Below are 16,238 nucleotides of genomic sequence, written 5' to 3' on the forward strand. Positions count from 1 at the left end.
GCTACCAATTATTGCGGGTTTCACCAATCGCACGGAGGGCTTGGCCTCGGTGAACGGCATGGCCCGAAGGAAGGGGCATCGCAGTTGGAGTGCTGCGATGCCCGATCCGTTCGAACACCCTCACGCTGGCACGAAGGGAAGTGCCACGAAGAGTTCGTTGCCGCGCCGATTCACCAGCACCAGAACCGCCTTTTGATTGGCGTTCTTCGCCTTGGCGATGCGTTCGGCCGCATCCTTCGGCGAATCGACCTGCTCCTGGCCAACCTTGACGATCACGTCGCCGGGCTTGATACCCTGTTCGGCGGCGGGAGCGCTGTCGTCCACGTCGGTCACAAGAGCGCCTTTTACGTCACTGCCGAGGCCCAGCTCTTTGCGTGCGTCGCCGGTCAACGCGCCAAGCGTAATGCCGAGGGACGGCACCTTGGTCTCCTCGGCCGCGGGTGCGGCGGACTGAGGCTGTTCCTCGTCTTCCGCGACGTTGGTCTCGGGCGCCTTCGCGATATCGACGCGGAAGTCCTTATCGTTGCCGTCACGCCATACGGTTACCGGCGCTTGCGTTCCCGGCCGGGTATCGGCAACGGCGCGGGTAAGGTCTCGGATGTCCTTGATGTCGGTGCCGTTGAAGTTGACGATCACGTCGCCCTGTCGGAGACCGGCATTCTTCGCCGGGCTGTCCTTCGTGAGACTCGCGACGAGCGCACCTTCCGGTTTCTTGAGGCCGAGGCTTTCGGCCATCTCGGGGGTCACCTGCTGAATCTGCACGCCGAGCCAGCCGCGCTCGACCGAGCCGTGCTCCTTGAGCTGGGCAATCACGGGCTTGGCAATGGAGGACGGGATCGCGAAACCGATGCCTACACTCCCGCCATTTGGCGAGTAAATGGCGCTGTTGATGCCGATTACCTTGCCGTCCATGTTGAACATCGGGCCGCCCGAGTTGCCGCGGTTGATGGCGGCATCCGTCTGAATGAAGCTGTCATAAGGCCCCTCGTGAAGATCTCTGCCGCGCGCCGAAATGATGCCCGCGGTCACTGTGCCGCCGAGGCCGAAGGGATTGCCGACCGCCACGACCCAATCGCCAACCTGCGCCTTGTCGCTGTCGCCCCATGCCACGGCCGGGAGGCTCTCATCGGCCTTGATCTTGAGAAGTGCCAAGTCGGTACGCTGATCGCGCCCGATAAGCTTGGCTTTGTAGGTCTTGCCGTTCGTCAACGTGACGTCGATATCGGTGGCCTTGCCAACCACGTGATTGTTGGTCACCACATAGCCGGAAGAATCGACGATGAATCCGGATCCGAGGGAATGTTGCTCGATCGTACGTCCGCCACCGTTCCCACCCTGACCGCCGGGTCCCATCGGGCCATTTGGGCCATTTGGGCCATTGAAGAAACGCTTGAAGAAATCGCGGAAGGGTGAATCCTCAGGCAGGTCCTGGAAGGGGAAATCCATCATCGGACCACCCTGGACCTTTTGGGTGGTCGAGACATTGACGACCGCCGGTGCCACGTCTTTCACAAGTGGAGCGAAACTCGTCGGCGTTTCGGCCGCCAGCGCCGGAGCAAGGAAGAAGGTAGCGGCAATCAGGCCGAAGATCAGGCTGCTAGCGGCACTTTGCTTGCGCCACCGGCCGGGCCCGCGAAGCCCGGGCTTCACGACGTTGTCGGCGTTTGAAGGCAGGCTCATTGTTTTCTCCATAGGATACAAACCAAAAATACACCGCAGCGGCGCCACGGAGAGAGATGCACGTTAAATATGCCGAAGGGAGCTTACCTGACAGTGGCTGGCGCATTAAAGATTCGTAAGATATTTTTGTTATGTATTTCAAATTATTATGGCCCATTCCTCAAAAATTTGTTTGACAGGCTATGCACCAGTCGGGGCGACGCCGTCGCGCGAGCGCCGGTGCGATTACGGGGCGAAAGGGGCGCTCAGAGATAAATTCGGTAGGCCCACTCGATGCCCGTGGACAATACCGACTTCGGGCGTTACCTCTAGGCGCGCGAATGGCTGCGGCCGCGAGAGATGAGGCAAGAATGAGCGAGCGCCCGACGATGCGCACCGGCGGACAGATTTTGGTGGACCAGCTGAAGTTCCACGGCGTCGACACGGCATATTGCGTTCCGGGTGAAAGCTACCTTGCCGTGCTGGATGCACTTTACGATGCACGCAGCCGGATCAGGCTCATCGTCGCACGCCAGGAAGGGGGTGCGGCTTACATGGCGGATGCCTACGGCAAGCTCACGGGCAGGCCGGGCATCTGCTTCGTGACGCGTGGACCCGGCGCCACCAACGCGAGCGTTGGAGTCCATACTGCATTTCAGGATTCCACGCCGATGATCCTGTTCATCGGGCAAGTGTCGCGTGGTGACATGGAGCGGGAGGCGTTCCAGGAAATCGACTATCGCCGAATGTACGGCCAGCTCGCGAAATGGGTCGCGCAGATCGACGATCCCGGCCGCATACCGGAAATGGTGGCCCATGCTTTCGCGCTTGCGACCTCGGGGCGACCCGGCCCTGTCGTCCTCGCTTTGCCCGAGGATATGCTCCGCGAACCCGCCGCGGTCGCCGATGCCCAACATTACAAAAGCGTTCAGGCGCATCCGGGCGCGGACGACATGGCGAAGCTGCGGGACATGCTCGCCGCATCGAATCGGCCGATGCTGCTTCTGGGCGGCAGCACCTGGAATGCCCATGCGGTCGCCGACATCATGAACTTCGCGGACGCGAACAAACTTCCGGCGGCGACGTCCTTTCGCTGCCAGGACCGCTTCGACAACTTGCATCCCTGTTACGCGGGCGACCTCGGCATCGGCCCGAATCCAAAGCTGGCCGCGCGCGTTCAAGACGCGGATCTAATCATCGCAGCCGGACCTCGGCTCGGCGAAATGACGACCGGCGGCTATACGCTTTTCAATGTTCCGCGGCCGAAGCAGAAGCTTGTGCACGTTCACGTGGGGGCGGAAGAACTCGGGCGCGTCTATCAGGCGGATTTGCCCATCAACGCGGGAATGGCGCCCTTTGCCGCAGCGGCGAAGTCCTTGAAGCCCGTCGATTCGGCCGTCTGGGCGGCAAGTACCGAGACTGCGCACAAGGACTATCTTGAATACACGATGCCCGTTTCAAATCCCGGCGCTCTGCAGCTTGCCGAAATCGTCGCTTCCCTGCGTGACCAGCTTCCCCCGGACACGATTGTCACGAACGGTGCGGGCAATTATGCCGGTTGGGTCCATCGCTTCTGGCGCTTTCGTCGCTACGGCACGCAGCTTGCGCCCACGAACGGGTCGATGGGCTATGGCGTGCCCGCAGGCGTTGCGGCGGCAATTGCCTGTCCGGACCGTACCGTGCTCGCGTTTTCCGGCGACGGTTGCTTCCAGATGAATGGGCAGGAGCTCGGCACCGCGGTCCAATACGGCGCCAAGCCGATCTTTTTCGTCGTGAATAACGGGATGTACGGCACGATTCGCATGCACCAAGAGCGCGAGTATCCGAGCCGTGTCAGCGGAACCGACATCGTGAATCCCGATTTCGCCGCCCTGGCGCGAGCCTATGGCGCACACGGCGAGACGATCGGGCGGACCGAAGATTTCGCCGCTGCGATGGAGCGCGCGCAGAAATGCGGACGGGCGGCGCTCATCGAATTGCGCCTCGACGCCGAAGCGATCTCGACGCGAACGACCTTAAGCAAGATCCGCGCCGCATCGCTCGCGGCAAAGACCAAATCGAATTAGGGCCAAACGACATGCGTGGCACAATGCGTGCAATCGCGGCAGTGGCGCGAGCCGCCGGAATTGTTGTTGCTCTCTCCTCGGCGTCGGCCGGCGCGCAAACGCAAGCCCCTGGCTCGGCCCCGGTCGGTTCGCCCGGTCCTTACAGGCTCGTCAAAACGATCGATCTTCCAGGCGATCGCGGCGGTGTTGGAGGGCAGATCGCGTTCGATGCGGAAACCGCCACCGTCTGGGTTGCACAAGCCCCCTCTAAAAACGTCGTCGTGATCGAAACCGGTGCGAACACCGTGCGCCAGGTCGTTGAAGGCATCGAAAATCCCTCCGGTATTTGCTTCAGCGAGCATTACGCATTTATCGCCGACACCGCTGCAAACGCCACGGCCGTCGTCGGCAAGCGCTCCCTAGAAAAGGCGACGTCGCTGAAGCTCGTAGGCCAGCAGCCCGACAATGTCTACTTCGATACCAAGAACGGTGCTCTCTGGATCGCTGCCTCCGGCGGCGAGATCACAGTCTACAAGGCGGTCGGGCGCGGCGGCCTCAAGCACCTCGCGGGCGTCAAGCTAAAGCCTGCCCCTGTCAAGGAACCGCTCGGACGGGGAATATACGTTGCCTCCAAGGACCTCATCTTTCAGCCGATCGATGACAGGATTGAGGTGATCGATCCGATGAGCCGCAGGTCGGAGCGCGCTTGGAAGGTCGCTGACGCCGTGCGCATTACGAGCGTTGCCTACGATCCAAAGTCAGAACGCCTGATTGCCGGAACTGTCGGCAAGTTCGTGGCCGTCGTCGATGCGAAGACGGGCAAGGAACTCGGCAAGGTGGCGCTCAAAGGCGAAATCGGCGCGATCGCAATCGATTCCGGCACGCGTCACGCCTTCGCGGCCGACCGCGCCGGGCAGGTCGCGGCAATCGACATCGATCGAGCCGCGCTTGTCGCTTCGATCCCATCGGATGCGGAAGTGCGGGCACTCACGCTCGATCCGCACAGCCATTACCTCTACGTCTATCGGGACCAGGCGAACAAGGTAGACATCTTCGAGCCTCGCCAATGAGGCTGACATGCGGGGCAAGTGCGGCCTCGCTTGCAGATCGGGTTCCTCTCCTGTTTGATTTTTGCAGCTCGCCCGGTGTAAAGCTCTCGCCATGAGCGAGTTGCAGCATCGGATCGGACCAAGCCACCGTGTGTCCGTCGCACCCATGATGGACTGGACGGATCGGCATTGCCGATATTTCCTCCGGCTCATCAGTCGACGCGTCCTTCTCTATACCGAGATGGTTACGACGAGCGCGATCCTGCATGGGGACCGCAATCGGCTGTTGGCTTTCGATGTTGCCGAACATCCGTTAGCGCTTCAATTGGGTGGCTCAGAGCCAGCGGCACTCGCGGCGTGCGCGAGGATCGCGGAGGAATTCGGTTATGACGAAGTGAATCTCAATCTCGGTTGCCCGAGCGACCGGGTGCAGTCGGCCAAATTCGGCGTATGCTTGATGACGGAGCCGTCGCTTGTCGCCAAAGGCGTTTCGGCCATGATCGCGGCGACGCGGCTGCCGGTCACCGTCAAGACCCGGATCGGCGTCGACGCGCACGATTCGTATGTCGAGTTGCTCGCCTTCGTTCGCCGCCTCGCCGATGCCGGATGTCGGAGCTTTGCGGTCCACGCCCGCAAGGCTTGGCTCCAAGGATTGAGCCCCAAGGAAAATCGAGAGATCCCGCCGCTGCGCTGGGACATCGTCCATCGGCTGAAGGCCGACAATCCGGGCCTCGAGATTGTGCTCAATGGTGGTATCGAGTGCCTCGACCAGGTGGAAACGCAGCTTGAGTTGGTCGACGGTGTGATGATCGGCCGTGCCGCCTATCGAGACCCCTACATGCTTGCGTCGCTCGACCGTCGGTTCTTTCGCGAGTCAGCGCCTGCGCCGAGCCGCCGCGAGGTCATCGAGAATCTCGTGCCGTACATCGAGCGCTGCCGCGTGCGGGACGTCCCGCTCAACTCGATTGCACGGCATATCCTGGGTCTGTTCCAAGGCGTTCCAGGCGCACGCGCATGGCGCCGTCACTTGAGCACCGAAGCGCACCGCGGTGGTGCCGGACAGGAAGTCGTCGTGGCCGCGCTGTCTCTGATCGCGGATGACATACTCCCCGCAACGACCGGGTCGGCGGCAACGACGCTAATCGTACCGAGTGCAGCCTGACAGGCGTTCACGAAAGTCCGGTCTCTTCAACGCCGGTTTTGCCCGACATGCAAGTGCTGCTCAATTTGTACGGTCGTCTTCGTCTTCGCCGTCGCTCTCGTCTTCGTCCTCAATTTCCCACATGTCGTCATCGGGGAACTGGTCGTCATCCACGAGCATCCGCGGGATCGATGTGTCGACGATGTGAATTGTGCCCGTTGCCGCCACAGGGCGCGTGACGCCACTCATTGCCGCAAGATCGTCTTTGAGCGCTTCAACCGCGGCCCCGATCAACGTCGCGACCAATGAATTCTTCGCTGAGCAGGCCTCGAAATAAAGATATTCAAGGGACTTTAGCAGCGCTGCGTGTCGCATCGAATGCTCGGCGGCTTTGTCGTTTGCTTGCCCGCCAAGTGACTCTGGAAGCTGTCGCGCCATGGGTGCCGAACTCCTTTCGAACCGCACACCCTTGACCGGATGTGCGAGGATTGTGCCGTACCGACCCTCCCGACGGCACTCGGCTTCGTCCCATGCCCCGAAGGGCGAGCTTATAGCACAGGTTCCAAACCGGGAGCCACATCCGCGACGATGCTCTCCAAGATTGAATGGCAGTTATGTGCTGCTACTTTACGCTGCGCACGATGACGCCGACTGCTGCCACTCGGCCAGGACGTCGGGATCGGATTCCTTGGCGACCCACTTCGTTTTGATGGTCGCGAAAGTGGTGCTATCGACAATTTGTCCGAGCGCCCAAACGGTCATTGCGCGGACGAGGGGCGAAGTGTCGCCCAATAATGGTTCGATGCGCGGCGCAAGGTTCGGGTCGGCGCTATTGCCGATCGCGATAAGCACGTTCCGAACAAAGCGGTCCCGGCCGATTCGTCTGATGGGTGAGCCGGCGAATACTTGGCGGAAGGCGGTTCCGTCGAGCATGACGAGATCGGCGAGCTTAGGTGCGGTGAGATAGATGCGCGGCAGGAACGCATATTCGCGCGTGCGTGACGCGAATTTGTTCCATGGACAAACCGCGAGGCAATCGTCGCAACCATAGATACGGTTGCCCATCGGTTGGCGGAACTCCGGCGGAATGTGGCCCTTATGCTCGATGGTGAGATAGGAAATGCAGCGGCGTGCGTCGAGCTGATAGGGTGCGGGAAATGCGCGGGTCGGACAAGCATCGAGGCACCGCCGGCATTGGCCGCAGTGATCCGTCTCGGCCCGATCGGGTGGGAAGTTGTAAGTCGAAAAGATTGTACCAAGGAACAGCCAGGACCCAAAGCGGCGCGATACCAGATTCGTATGCTTGCCTTGCCAACCGATGCCGGCGGCTTCGGCCAGAGGTTTTTCCATGACCGGTGCGGTGTCGACGAACAGCTTCACCTCGCTCCCGGTTTGTTCCACCATCCAGCGCGCAAGTATCTTGAGGCCTTTTTTCATGACATCGTGATAGTCGAGGCCGCGGGCGTAAACCGACACACTTGCCCGTTCGGAATGGCGCGTGAGAGCGAGAGGGTCATCGCAAGGCGCATAGTTCAATCCGAGCACGACAACACTTTTGGCCGCCGGCCAAAGTGTGGCCGGATTACCTCGGCGCTCGAGGGTTTCCGCGAGCCATGCCATATCGCCGTGATATCGCCGGCGCACATACTCCGTGAGATTATGTTTGGCTCGTGCATCGAGCCGGGCAGGTGCGAAGGCCACAAGGTCGAAGCCGAGGTCGTTTGCCTGTCGCTTGATCGCGGCCGCGAGCGTCGCCGTCATCGTCGCACTACCCGCGTCCGCGATAAGGTGCAGCACCTTGATCGGGTATCCACAGGTCCTTGGGTGGAGGTCCAGACTGGTAGAAAATATCGATCGGCATGCCGCCGCGCGGATACCAGTAGCCGCCGATCCTGAGCCATTGTGGCTTCAGGAATGAGGTCAGGCGTTTCGCAATCGAGACGGTCGTTTCCTCGTGGAACCCGCCCCGATTTCGGAAGGCCGCAAGGTAAAGCTTCAATGACTTGCTCTCGACGAGTCGCAATCTTGGCACGTAGTCGATGACGAGATGCGCGAAATCCGGCTGGCCCGTGATGGGGCAAAGGCACGTGAACTCAGGACAGGTGAAACGTACAAGGTATCGCTGGCGCGGATGCGGGTTCGGGACGCTTTCGAGCCGTGCCGCCTCGGGCGATTTCGGCAGGGTCGATTTGCTGCCGAGCATAGTCAAAGTGTGGTTGCTTCTCTTTCCCATGTCCAACCTTGCCTCGAAGTCGGCCGATCATATAGAGCCGGGCGGAACCAGTCGACAAGGGACGCGGAAATCCCGGCCGCGAACGGTTCCTGTTTCTCGGCGGTTTCTTGCTTCGGAAGTTTAAGGTCCTGGTCGAGTGATTGCAGGCGGCCCTCCACGTACCGCCGGTTTCCGTCCATCAACGACTGAAGTGCTACATCGGGCGTGAGGGAACTTTGCGCAGCGGCGGCCCTCGGCGTGGCAACGACGCGAGCCAAGACGCCGCTTGCGGAACCAGCGAGGGCCGAGTGCAGGAAACGCCGTCGCGAAGGACCATCCGCAACCACTCGCTCAGTCGCTTGCGAGAGTATGGACCCGCCGTAGGCGCATGCATCGATTCCTGCCGGAGACGTTGAATTCGTCATTGCACAGCCCCCCGTTCAATTTGCGATGCGCAATGCGTGCGGCGCAATGATATCGAAATGCCTGGAGCGATCCAATGGGTCGGACTGCTCGATGGATCCGATCCCGAGAAATGATCGTGTGCGGGGCCGTGTCAAGCAGGCTCGATGTCGCCTTGATCCTGCTCGACGCGAAAGCGATCGATCGCCTCGTTGAATCGATCTTCTTCAATCGCGCTGCGGAGCGAGGCCATCAGATCCTGGTAGTAAGTAAGATTGTGCCATGTGAGAAGCATGGCGCCGAGGATTTCGCCGGCCTTGACGAGATGATGAAGGTAGGCGCGGCTGAAATTCCGGCATGCGGGGCAGCGGCAGCTCCCGTCGAGCGGTCGAGGGTCCGAAGCATGGCGCGCGTTGCGGATATTGATTTGCGCGCGGCTTGTAAAGGCTTGGCCCGTGCGACCGGAGCGTGTCGGGAGCACACAATCGAACATGTCGACGCCGCGCACAACGGCACCCACAATGTCGTCCGGTTTCCCGACTCCCATGAGATAGCGCGGTTTCTCCCTCGGCAGATGAGGAATCGTCGAATCGATCGTGGCCAGCATCTTCGCCTGACCTTCGCCAACCGCAAGTCCACCGACCGCGTAGCCATCGAAACCGATTGCCGTAAGGGCCATGGCGGATTGCTCCCGCAACGACGGATAGACACTTCCTTGTACGATACCAAACAACCCGTAGCCCGATCGATTCACGAATGCCGCCCTTGAGCGGGCCGCCCATCGCATGGATAGCTCCATCGACTTGATTGCGGTCGCCTCATCGCACGGCCAGGCGGTGCATTCGTCGAGCGCCATGGTGATTGTGGCGTCCAGAAGGTGCTGGACTTCCACGGAGCGCTCCGGTGAGAGCATGTGACGAGTACCGTCGACATGCGATTGGAAGGCAACGCCCTCCTCCTTGAGGACGCGGAGCTGGGCGAGGGACATCACCTGATAACCGCCCGAGTCCGTCAGTATCGGCCCGGGCCAATTCATGAAACGCTGGAGTCCACCGAGCGTTGCAATACGCTCGGCGCCCGGGCGCAGCATCAGGTGGTACGTGTTACCGAGAATGATCTGCGCACCGGTTGCAATCACCGATTCCGGCATCATCGCCTTGACGGTGCCCGCTGTCCCCACGGGCATGAACGCTGGCGTGTCGACAATGCCATGTGCGGTCGAAAGCCGGCCGCGCCGAGCGGCCCCGGCGGTCTTTATCACTTCGAAGCCGAATCCTTTCGTCACGCGGCCCCCGAACGCTCGATAAGGCAGCAATCGCCATAGGAATAAAAGCGATAGCCAGCGGCAATCGCGTGGCGATACGCAGCGCGCATGCGCTCCAACCCGGCGAATGCCGATACCAGCACGAATAGCGTCGAACGCGGCAGGTGAAAATTGGTGAGCATGACGTCGGCGATGCGGAATCGATAGTCAGGCATGATGAAAAGATCGGTCTCGCCCGCAAAAGGCGCTACGTCGCCTTGCTCGTTCGCGGCCGTTTCGAGTACGCGCAGGCTGGTCGATCCGACCGCCACGATTCGGCCTCCGCGCGCTTTCGTGTCATTGACGAGTTGCGCCGTGGACGACGACAGCATGGCATGCTCGCTGTGCATGCGATGCTCGCGGAGATCGTCGACCTTGACCGGTAGGAAGGTCCCCGCGCCAACATGGAGAGTTATGGTCGTTCGTTTGACGCCGCGTGCCTCGAGTGCGGCTACTAGTTCCTCGGTGAAGTGGAGACCGGCAGTGGGTGCCGCGACCGCACCGGGATGACGCGCGAAGATCGTCTGGTAATCCTCGCTATCTTGCGCATCCGGTCCCTGGGCGCGCTTGATATAAGGCGGGAGTGGAGCGACGCCATGTCGCTCGAATGCTGCAAATAGTGCCGGGCCAGCACGATCGAAGCGCAATGCGACCTCACCGTCACCGCCTTTCTCGACAATTTCGCAGCCAAAATCCTCGGCGAAATCCACACGATCGCCAATCTTGAGTTTGCGCGCGGGCTTGGCAAAGGCGCGCCAACAATCATCGCTCTTTTGACGATGGAGTGTGAGTTCGATTTTCGCAGCACCGCGCATTCCCGCAAGACGTGCGGGGATGACCTTCGTGTCGTTGAGCACCAGAAGATCGCCTGGCTGCAGGCGTTGCGGCAGCTCCCGCACGATATGGTCGCTCAGCGTCCTCGGCGTGACGTGCAGAAGCCGTGCGGCGTCGCGTGGACGCACCGGCCTTGATGCGATCAACTCGCGAGGTAGGTCGAAATCAAATGACCCGATCGGGATCGGTCCGTCCGACACGGTTTATTCGTCTTTTAGCTGCGGCTTCGTCGGCCAAAACGCCGCCCGCCCGTCGAGGCGAAGAACCATCTCGATGCCAAGCGCCTTGCCATGCACCTAGGTGAAGGCCTTGAAGGCTATGAGCGTAAAGGTGTCCTTGATTCCCGCGACTCGTTGGATCTGGGAAGCGACGAAGTGACCGATATCCATGTCCTGCGGTAGGTAGCACTTGACCATGAGGTCGTACTGGCCGGAGATGGAATGCACTTCCGAGACTTGTTCGACGTTCAGCACAAGGTCGTTCGCCACGTCATAGGTCCTGCCTAAATCGCATTTGACCATGATGAAGATGGTCTGCATCGCGCTCCGCCTTGCTATGGCAATGGATTGCCGCTCATCTCGCGGTGACCGGTATTTGGGCACCCAGCAGCCGGCATTGTGCGTGGCCGGGGTTCGGCTGTCCAGTGGAGCGGTGAAAGGGAATAACAGTCCCCGGGGGAATTGTCCGCTTCGTCGCCGATCCGGCGTCGACTTAGCACCTCGCGCGAAACCGAGTGCGACCAGAGGTGTGCTTCAGCGGCCGCTTGCGAGACGGATGGAACGCATCAGGAATGCGGGGACATGATCCCCCATGCCGACAACAGGCTCATCGACGTCATCGTCGTGACGCCGACCGCGCTGCCGGCCGCCGCGCTGCGGGGTCTCGACATTAGGCGGTCGACGGCGCACCGCCTGAGGACCCGCGTTATCGCGCGGATCTCCATGCATGGCGGGGCCGGTAGCCGGCAAGAGCGCCGTCGGAGAGATCTCGGGCTGCGCCGCGTCAAGAGGAAACGGACTTTCAGCGGCAACCGCAGCGACAGAGTCGTTTCGCATACGCTTATCGCGCCGCTCGTGCCGTCCGTCTCCGCGCCGACGTTCACGGCGTGGGCCGCGGTGCATGCCCCGACTCCGCATCTCGCCAGTCCCTTCCGACGGGTCGGGTGCGCGCAATTCCGGCAACGCCTCCCGGACGATCTCATGCTTCATGAGCCGCTCGATCGCGGCAAGTGATTTTGCCTCCGCCGGTGTGGCAAGCATGATCGAGCGCCCGCGGCGTCCAGCACGACCGGTACGACCGATGCGGTGAATATAATCCTCCGCATTGTGAGGAACGTCGAAATTGAATACGTGGGACAGAAATTGGATATCGAGCCCGCGTGCCGCAACGTCGCTGCAGACCAGGATGCGAATCTCGCCGCGCTTGAAACGCTCGAGCGTGTCGGTGCGCAGTTCCTGGGCCAGATCGCCATGAAGGGCTGCGGTGTCGAAGCCGTGCTTCTTGAGCGAACGGAACAAAATGTCTACGTCGCGCTTGCGATTGCAGAAGACGAGTGCATTGCGCACGTCTTCGCGCTGGATCAAAAGACGCAAGGCTTCCCGCTTGTCGGCGGTGTCGACCATGACGAGGCTTTGATCTACGGTCTCGGCTGGCGAGGCAGGTGGGGCGACGGAGATCTCCTTGGGGTTCATCAAGAACGCGTCGGCGAGGCGACGAATTTCCGGCGCCATGGTCGCGGAGAAGAAAAGGGTCTGGCGGATTTTCGGGATCATCGACACGATTCGCTCGACATCCGGGATAAAGCCCATGTCGAGCATACGATCGGCTTCGTCGATCACGAGGATCTTGATGTCGCTCAGCAGCACCTTGCCGCGCTCTATGTGGTCGAGAAGCCGGCCCGGTGTCGCGATCAGCACGTCCACGCCACGGTCGATCAACTTCTCCTGATCGTCGAAAGAAACACCCCCGATCAGGAGTGCCTTCGAGAGCTTGGCGTGCTTGCCGTAAACCTCGAAGCTTTCGCCCACCTGTGATGCCAGCTCCCGCGTCGGCTCGAGGATGAGCGAGCGGGGCATCCGCGCTCTGGCGCGACCGCTTGACAGAATGTCGATCATCGGCAGCGTGAACGCGGCCGTCTTGCCTGTCCCTGTCTGGGCGCAGCCGAGCACGTCGCGCCCTTGCAACACGATAGGGATGGCTTGCTCCTGGATTGGCGTAGGCGTTTCGTAGCCTGCATCCGAAACGGAACGGAGAACGTCTTCGCTAAGGCCGAGATCGGAAAACTTCATAAAGGCTATCTGCTCTTGCGCGAGAGCCGCAGTCTGCTCAAGCTATGGGGAACTGATAGGAAAATGTGGCCGGGATCATAGTTTTTCCAGTGGTCCTGTCAATCTTTGTCGTATTTTTCGCGCGTTTCCACCGTGGCGGTGACAATGGGACCACTTGGCGTGCGGGCGGCGGCGCATTACCCTGTTAGAACGCCAAGCCGCTCAATCTCCAACGGATTCCCATGACCGACCGCACCTCGCTTGTCCTCATCCCTGGCCTGCTTTGCGACCGCGCACTGTGGCGTCATCAGGCGGCCCACCTCGCCGACTTGGCGGATGTCATCGTCGCGGACGTGAGCGAGCAGAGTTCAATGGCGGCAATGGCGGATGCGGTACTTGCGCAGGCGCCGGCCGGGAAGGTTGCCTTGGCCGGGCTTTCAATGGGCGGCTACGTCGCCTTCGAGATCATGCGCCGCGCACCAGAGCGCGTTTCGCGTCTGGCACTCCTCGATACCATGGCGCGCAAGGATACCGAGGAGCAACGTCACCGCCGCCTCTCGATGATCGCGCAGGCTGAAAAGGGGGACTTCCACGGGGTCACCAGCCGCCTTCTCCCGCTTTTCGTCCATCCCGATCGCGTGACGGACGCTCCGCTCGTCGAGGAGATCATGGCGATGACCAAGCGCGTCGGCAGGGACGCCTTCCTCCGCGAACAAACGGCGATCATGGGCCGGGCGGACAGCCGACTGCACCTCGGCGAAATCCGCGTGCCGACCCTTGTGCTGGTCGGACGGCAGGACGCGCTGACCCCTGTGGAAGTGCACGAGGAACTCGCATCACGCATTGCGCGTGCCAAGCTGGTCGTCGTCGAAAATTGTGGCCACCTGTCGACGATGGAGCGACCGGAGGCCGTTACCGCGGTGATGCGCTATTGGCTACAGGAATAAGGAAAGGCAGGATTTCGGCGGCTGCCGGTCCGTTCGCCGCCGCGCTATTTCACCCACTTGGCGAGAATTGCCTTGTACTCGCCGCTCTCGATGGCCTGATGAAGCCATTGGTCGACGAAATCCTTCCACACAGCGTCGCGCGGCAGGAGATAAGCCTTTTCGGAGAAATTGAAGGGCCGATCCGGATTGATGGCGCAAAGCCCCGGGTGCTCCTTCTCCCAGAAGCGGGTTTCGCTTGCATCCGTGATCATGAGATCGGCCTTGCCGTCGAGAATCTGCTGCCAGATCGTTCTGTTGTCGGGATAAACCTCGATCGTTGCGTGCTTCAACGTCGCGCGGTCGAACTTCTCGTTGGTTCCGCCGGGATTGGTCACCACCTTGACACCCGCTCGGTCGATGTCCGCGAGCGTTTGATACTTTGTCCGGTCGTCGCAGCGCGCCACCGCCGCCTTGCCGTCGACCATGAGCGGTATGGTGAAGAGTGCCGTTTTCTGGCGTTCCATCGACACCGAAACACCACCCATCGCGATGTCGTACTTATCGGCGATGAGGTCAGGCATAAGGTCGGACCATTTGGTCTGGACAAACTGGACCTCGACGCCAAGGGTGGCGCCGAGCGACTTGGCCATTTCGATGTCGATGCCTTCGAAGGTCTTCGTTTCGGGATTGAGGTAGGAAAAGGGCTTGTAGTCGCCCGTGGTGCCGATGCGCAGCACCTTGGATTCTATGATCGTGTCGAGTTTGGTGTTCGGCGATTCCGCTGTGCGTACCGATACGGCACTGACGGCAAGGCCGATGAACACAATGAAGGTCAGCCCGACCAGGGTCAGTACGACACGCCGAATTTCTTTCATTGAAAACTCTCCGCGGAACTTGCCTCCCACCCTGCACGCTACGCGAGCAGAGAAGGCAAAGCCAGAACCTTTTTACTAATATAATAAATAGCTTACGTTTTGTTTAACATTGAGCGTGGGAGCGGAAATTCCGGTTTGGGGCAGGGGCTATGCCGCCGGAAGTCGGGTCAGGTATGCGAAGGAACGCCGGGCTGTTCTCCCAAATCCCAGAATAGGCCCGCCATGATCCTGAGCCCATCGCGCAGGATCGGAACCAGCCCGTGCTCATTCGGGGCGTGCTGGGAACAGCCCGCGTAGGAGTGCGGCACCCATATCGTCGGCATGCCGAGAATATCGGCGAAACACTCGTTCGGCAGGGATCCGCCGAGATTGGGCAACACGGCGGGTTTGGCGCCAACCGTGCGTTCGATCGAGGCGACGGCCCATTGCGCCCAGGGGTGGGTAGGGTCGAGGCGGGTCGCCTGCATGAAGCCCTTTTCCCAAAGCTTAACCTGGACCATCGGAAAACCGGCCCTGTCGAGATGGCGGCGGATCGCATCGATGAAGCCATTGGGATCGGTATCGACGGTATAGCGGATTTGGCATGCGGCCGTGGCGCGCGGCGGAATGGCGTTCACGGGATTGTCGGGATTGCCGGTGCGGAAAGCGAGTACCTCGAAGGTATTCCATGCAAATACCTTCTCGGCCGGGGTCAATCCTGGCTCACCCCAATCGGGATCTATGGCAGGTGCGTCGTCTCCCCCACCGACCTCGAGGCCGGCGACCGCCTCGTGCACCGAAATCGGGATCGCGCGCGGCACCAGTTCCCGCACCTGGACCCTGCCGGACTTGGTCACGATCGAGGCGATCGCGTTCGCAAGGATAATGCCGGGGTTGGCAAGGAGCCCTCCCCAATTGCCCGAATGGTGGCCGCCTTGACGTAAATCGACGATGAGGTCGAAATTCATGGCCCCACGCGAGCCCATGAAAATCGTAGCACGGTCCGGCGCCAAGCGCGGGCCATCCGAGGCAAGCAGCAGATCCGCCGCAAGCCGCCCCTTTTGTTCGGCGCAGAATTTGTCGAGGCCGGGCGATCCGATTTCCTCGCTGGTCTCCAGGAGGATTTTCGAGTTGAAGCCGAGCTTGCCGCGCTCGGCGAGCACGCACTCGAGGGCGGCGATATTGATCGTGTGCTGGCCTTTATTGTCGGCGACCCCGCGCCCGTAGAGGACATCCCCCCGACGCTCGAGCTTCCAAGGCGAAAGTCGGTCCTTCCATTGCGCGTCCAAGCCCCGGATGACGTCGCCGTGGCCGTAGGTGAGGGCGGTTGGAAGGTTCGCCCCCTCGATCCGTTCCGCCACCAGAAACGGACCACCCCACGCGACCGGATTGTCGAAGATTTCCGTGCGGTATCCGAGACGGGCGAGGGCAGGAGAGATTTCCTTCGCCAGATATTCGACGAGATGCGGCCGGCTTTCGGGTTCCTGGCTCTCAGTCTTGACGGCGACGCGCCGGGCCAGCGTTTCGAAGAAAGGGCCGTCGTCGA

Annotated in this window: 14 protein-coding genes; 4 read left to right on the top strand and 10 right to left on the bottom strand. The window is 61.1% G+C overall.

All coding sequences use genetic code 11. From position 1 onward, the window contains the following. Positions 1–120: 120 nt before the first annotated feature. Entirely contained in the window at positions 121–1,680 is a 1,560-nt protein-coding gene (locus VEJ16_09750; protein HYB09943.1) for a DegQ family serine endoprotease, read from the bottom strand. Between the two features lie 350 nt (positions 1,681–2,030). On the opposite strand from VEJ16_09750, the gene VEJ16_09755 reads away from it, so the two are divergent. The 3 genes from VEJ16_09755 to dusA all read left to right on the top strand — a co-directional run bounded on the left by VEJ16_09755 (position 2,031) and on the right by dusA (position 5,915). Then, positions 2,031–3,725, top strand: a complete 1,695-nt coding sequence (locus VEJ16_09755; GenBank protein HYB09944.1) for a thiamine pyrophosphate-binding protein — start codon at positions 2,031–2,033, stop codon at positions 3,723–3,725. A 23-nt stretch (positions 3,726–3,748) separates the two neighbouring features. After that, the gene (locus VEJ16_09760; protein ID HYB09945.1) at positions 3,749–4,774 is read left to right on the top strand and encodes a hypothetical protein; all 1,026 of its coding nucleotides are present in this window, start codon (positions 3,749–3,751) and stop codon (positions 4,772–4,774) included. Between the two features lie 91 nt (positions 4,775–4,865). Then, entirely contained in the window at positions 4,866–5,915 is a 1,050-nt protein-coding gene (gene dusA / locus VEJ16_09765; GenBank protein HYB09946.1) for a tRNA dihydrouridine(20/20a) synthase DusA, read from the top strand. Between the two features lie 60 nt (positions 5,916–5,975). Here the strand turns inward: dusA and VEJ16_09770 are convergent, their stop codons facing one another. From VEJ16_09770 to VEJ16_09800, 7 genes are all read right to left on the bottom strand, one after another. Beyond that, positions 5,976–6,332, bottom strand: coding sequence for a hypothetical protein (locus VEJ16_09770; protein HYB09947.1), 357 nt, complete (start codon positions 6,330–6,332; stop codon positions 5,976–5,978). Positions 6,333–6,521: 189 nt separating this feature from the next. Next, positions 6,522–7,655 carry a tRNA epoxyqueuosine(34) reductase QueG gene (gene queG, locus VEJ16_09775; GenBank protein HYB09948.1) on the bottom strand — a complete coding sequence of 378 codons (1,134 nt, stop codon included), beginning with the start codon at positions 7,653–7,655 and terminating at the stop codon, positions 6,522–6,524. Between the two features lie 7 nt (positions 7,656–7,662). Further along, positions 7,663–8,127 (bottom strand): preQ(1) synthase, encoded by a 465-nt coding sequence (gene queF / locus VEJ16_09780; protein HYB09949.1) that lies wholly within the window; start codon positions 8,125–8,127, stop codon positions 7,663–7,665. A gap of 535 nt (positions 8,128–8,662) precedes the next feature. Continuing rightward, positions 8,663–9,793, bottom strand: coding sequence for a tRNA guanosine(34) transglycosylase Tgt (gene tgt, locus VEJ16_09785; GenBank protein HYB09950.1), 1,131 nt, complete (start codon positions 9,791–9,793; stop codon positions 8,663–8,665). Continuing rightward, a complete protein-coding gene (gene queA, locus VEJ16_09790; GenBank protein HYB09951.1) occupies positions 9,790–10,830 on the bottom strand; it encodes a tRNA preQ1(34) S-adenosylmethionine ribosyltransferase-isomerase QueA in 1,041 nt (346 codons plus the stop codon). Before queA ends, tgt begins: the two co-directional genes overlap by 4 nt. Positions 10,831–10,941: 111 nt before the next feature. After that, entirely contained in the window at positions 10,942–11,184 is a 243-nt protein-coding gene (locus VEJ16_09795) for an Lrp/AsnC ligand binding domain-containing protein (protein HYB09952.1), read from the bottom strand. Positions 11,185–11,397: 213 nt separating this feature from the next. Next, positions 11,398–12,933 (bottom strand): DEAD/DEAH box helicase, encoded by a 1,536-nt coding sequence (locus VEJ16_09800; protein ID HYB09953.1) that lies wholly within the window; start codon positions 12,931–12,933, stop codon positions 11,398–11,400. Positions 12,934–13,154: 221 nt separating this feature from the next. Here VEJ16_09800 and VEJ16_09805 point away from each other — a divergent pair, with 221 nt between their 5' ends. Next, positions 13,155–13,859: an alpha/beta fold hydrolase gene (locus VEJ16_09805; protein HYB09954.1), complete on the top strand. Its 705-nt coding sequence runs from the start codon at positions 13,155–13,157 to the stop codon at positions 13,857–13,859. Positions 13,860–13,903: 44 nt separating this feature from the next. Here the strand turns inward: VEJ16_09805 and VEJ16_09810 are convergent, their stop codons facing one another. Both VEJ16_09810 and VEJ16_09815 read right to left on the bottom strand, forming a co-directional pair. Then, entirely contained in the window at positions 13,904–14,713 is an 810-nt protein-coding gene (locus tag VEJ16_09810; protein HYB09955.1) for a transporter substrate-binding domain-containing protein, read from the bottom strand. Positions 14,714–14,880: 167 nt separating this feature from the next. Next, a partial coding sequence (locus VEJ16_09815) for a M20 family metallopeptidase (protein HYB09956.1) occupies positions 14,881–16,238 on the bottom strand: 1,358 nt, incomplete at its 5' end.

The organism is Alphaproteobacteria bacterium (genome assembly GCA_035625915.1).
GTDB lineage: Bacteria > Pseudomonadota > Alphaproteobacteria > JACZXZ01 > JACZXZ01 > DATDHA01.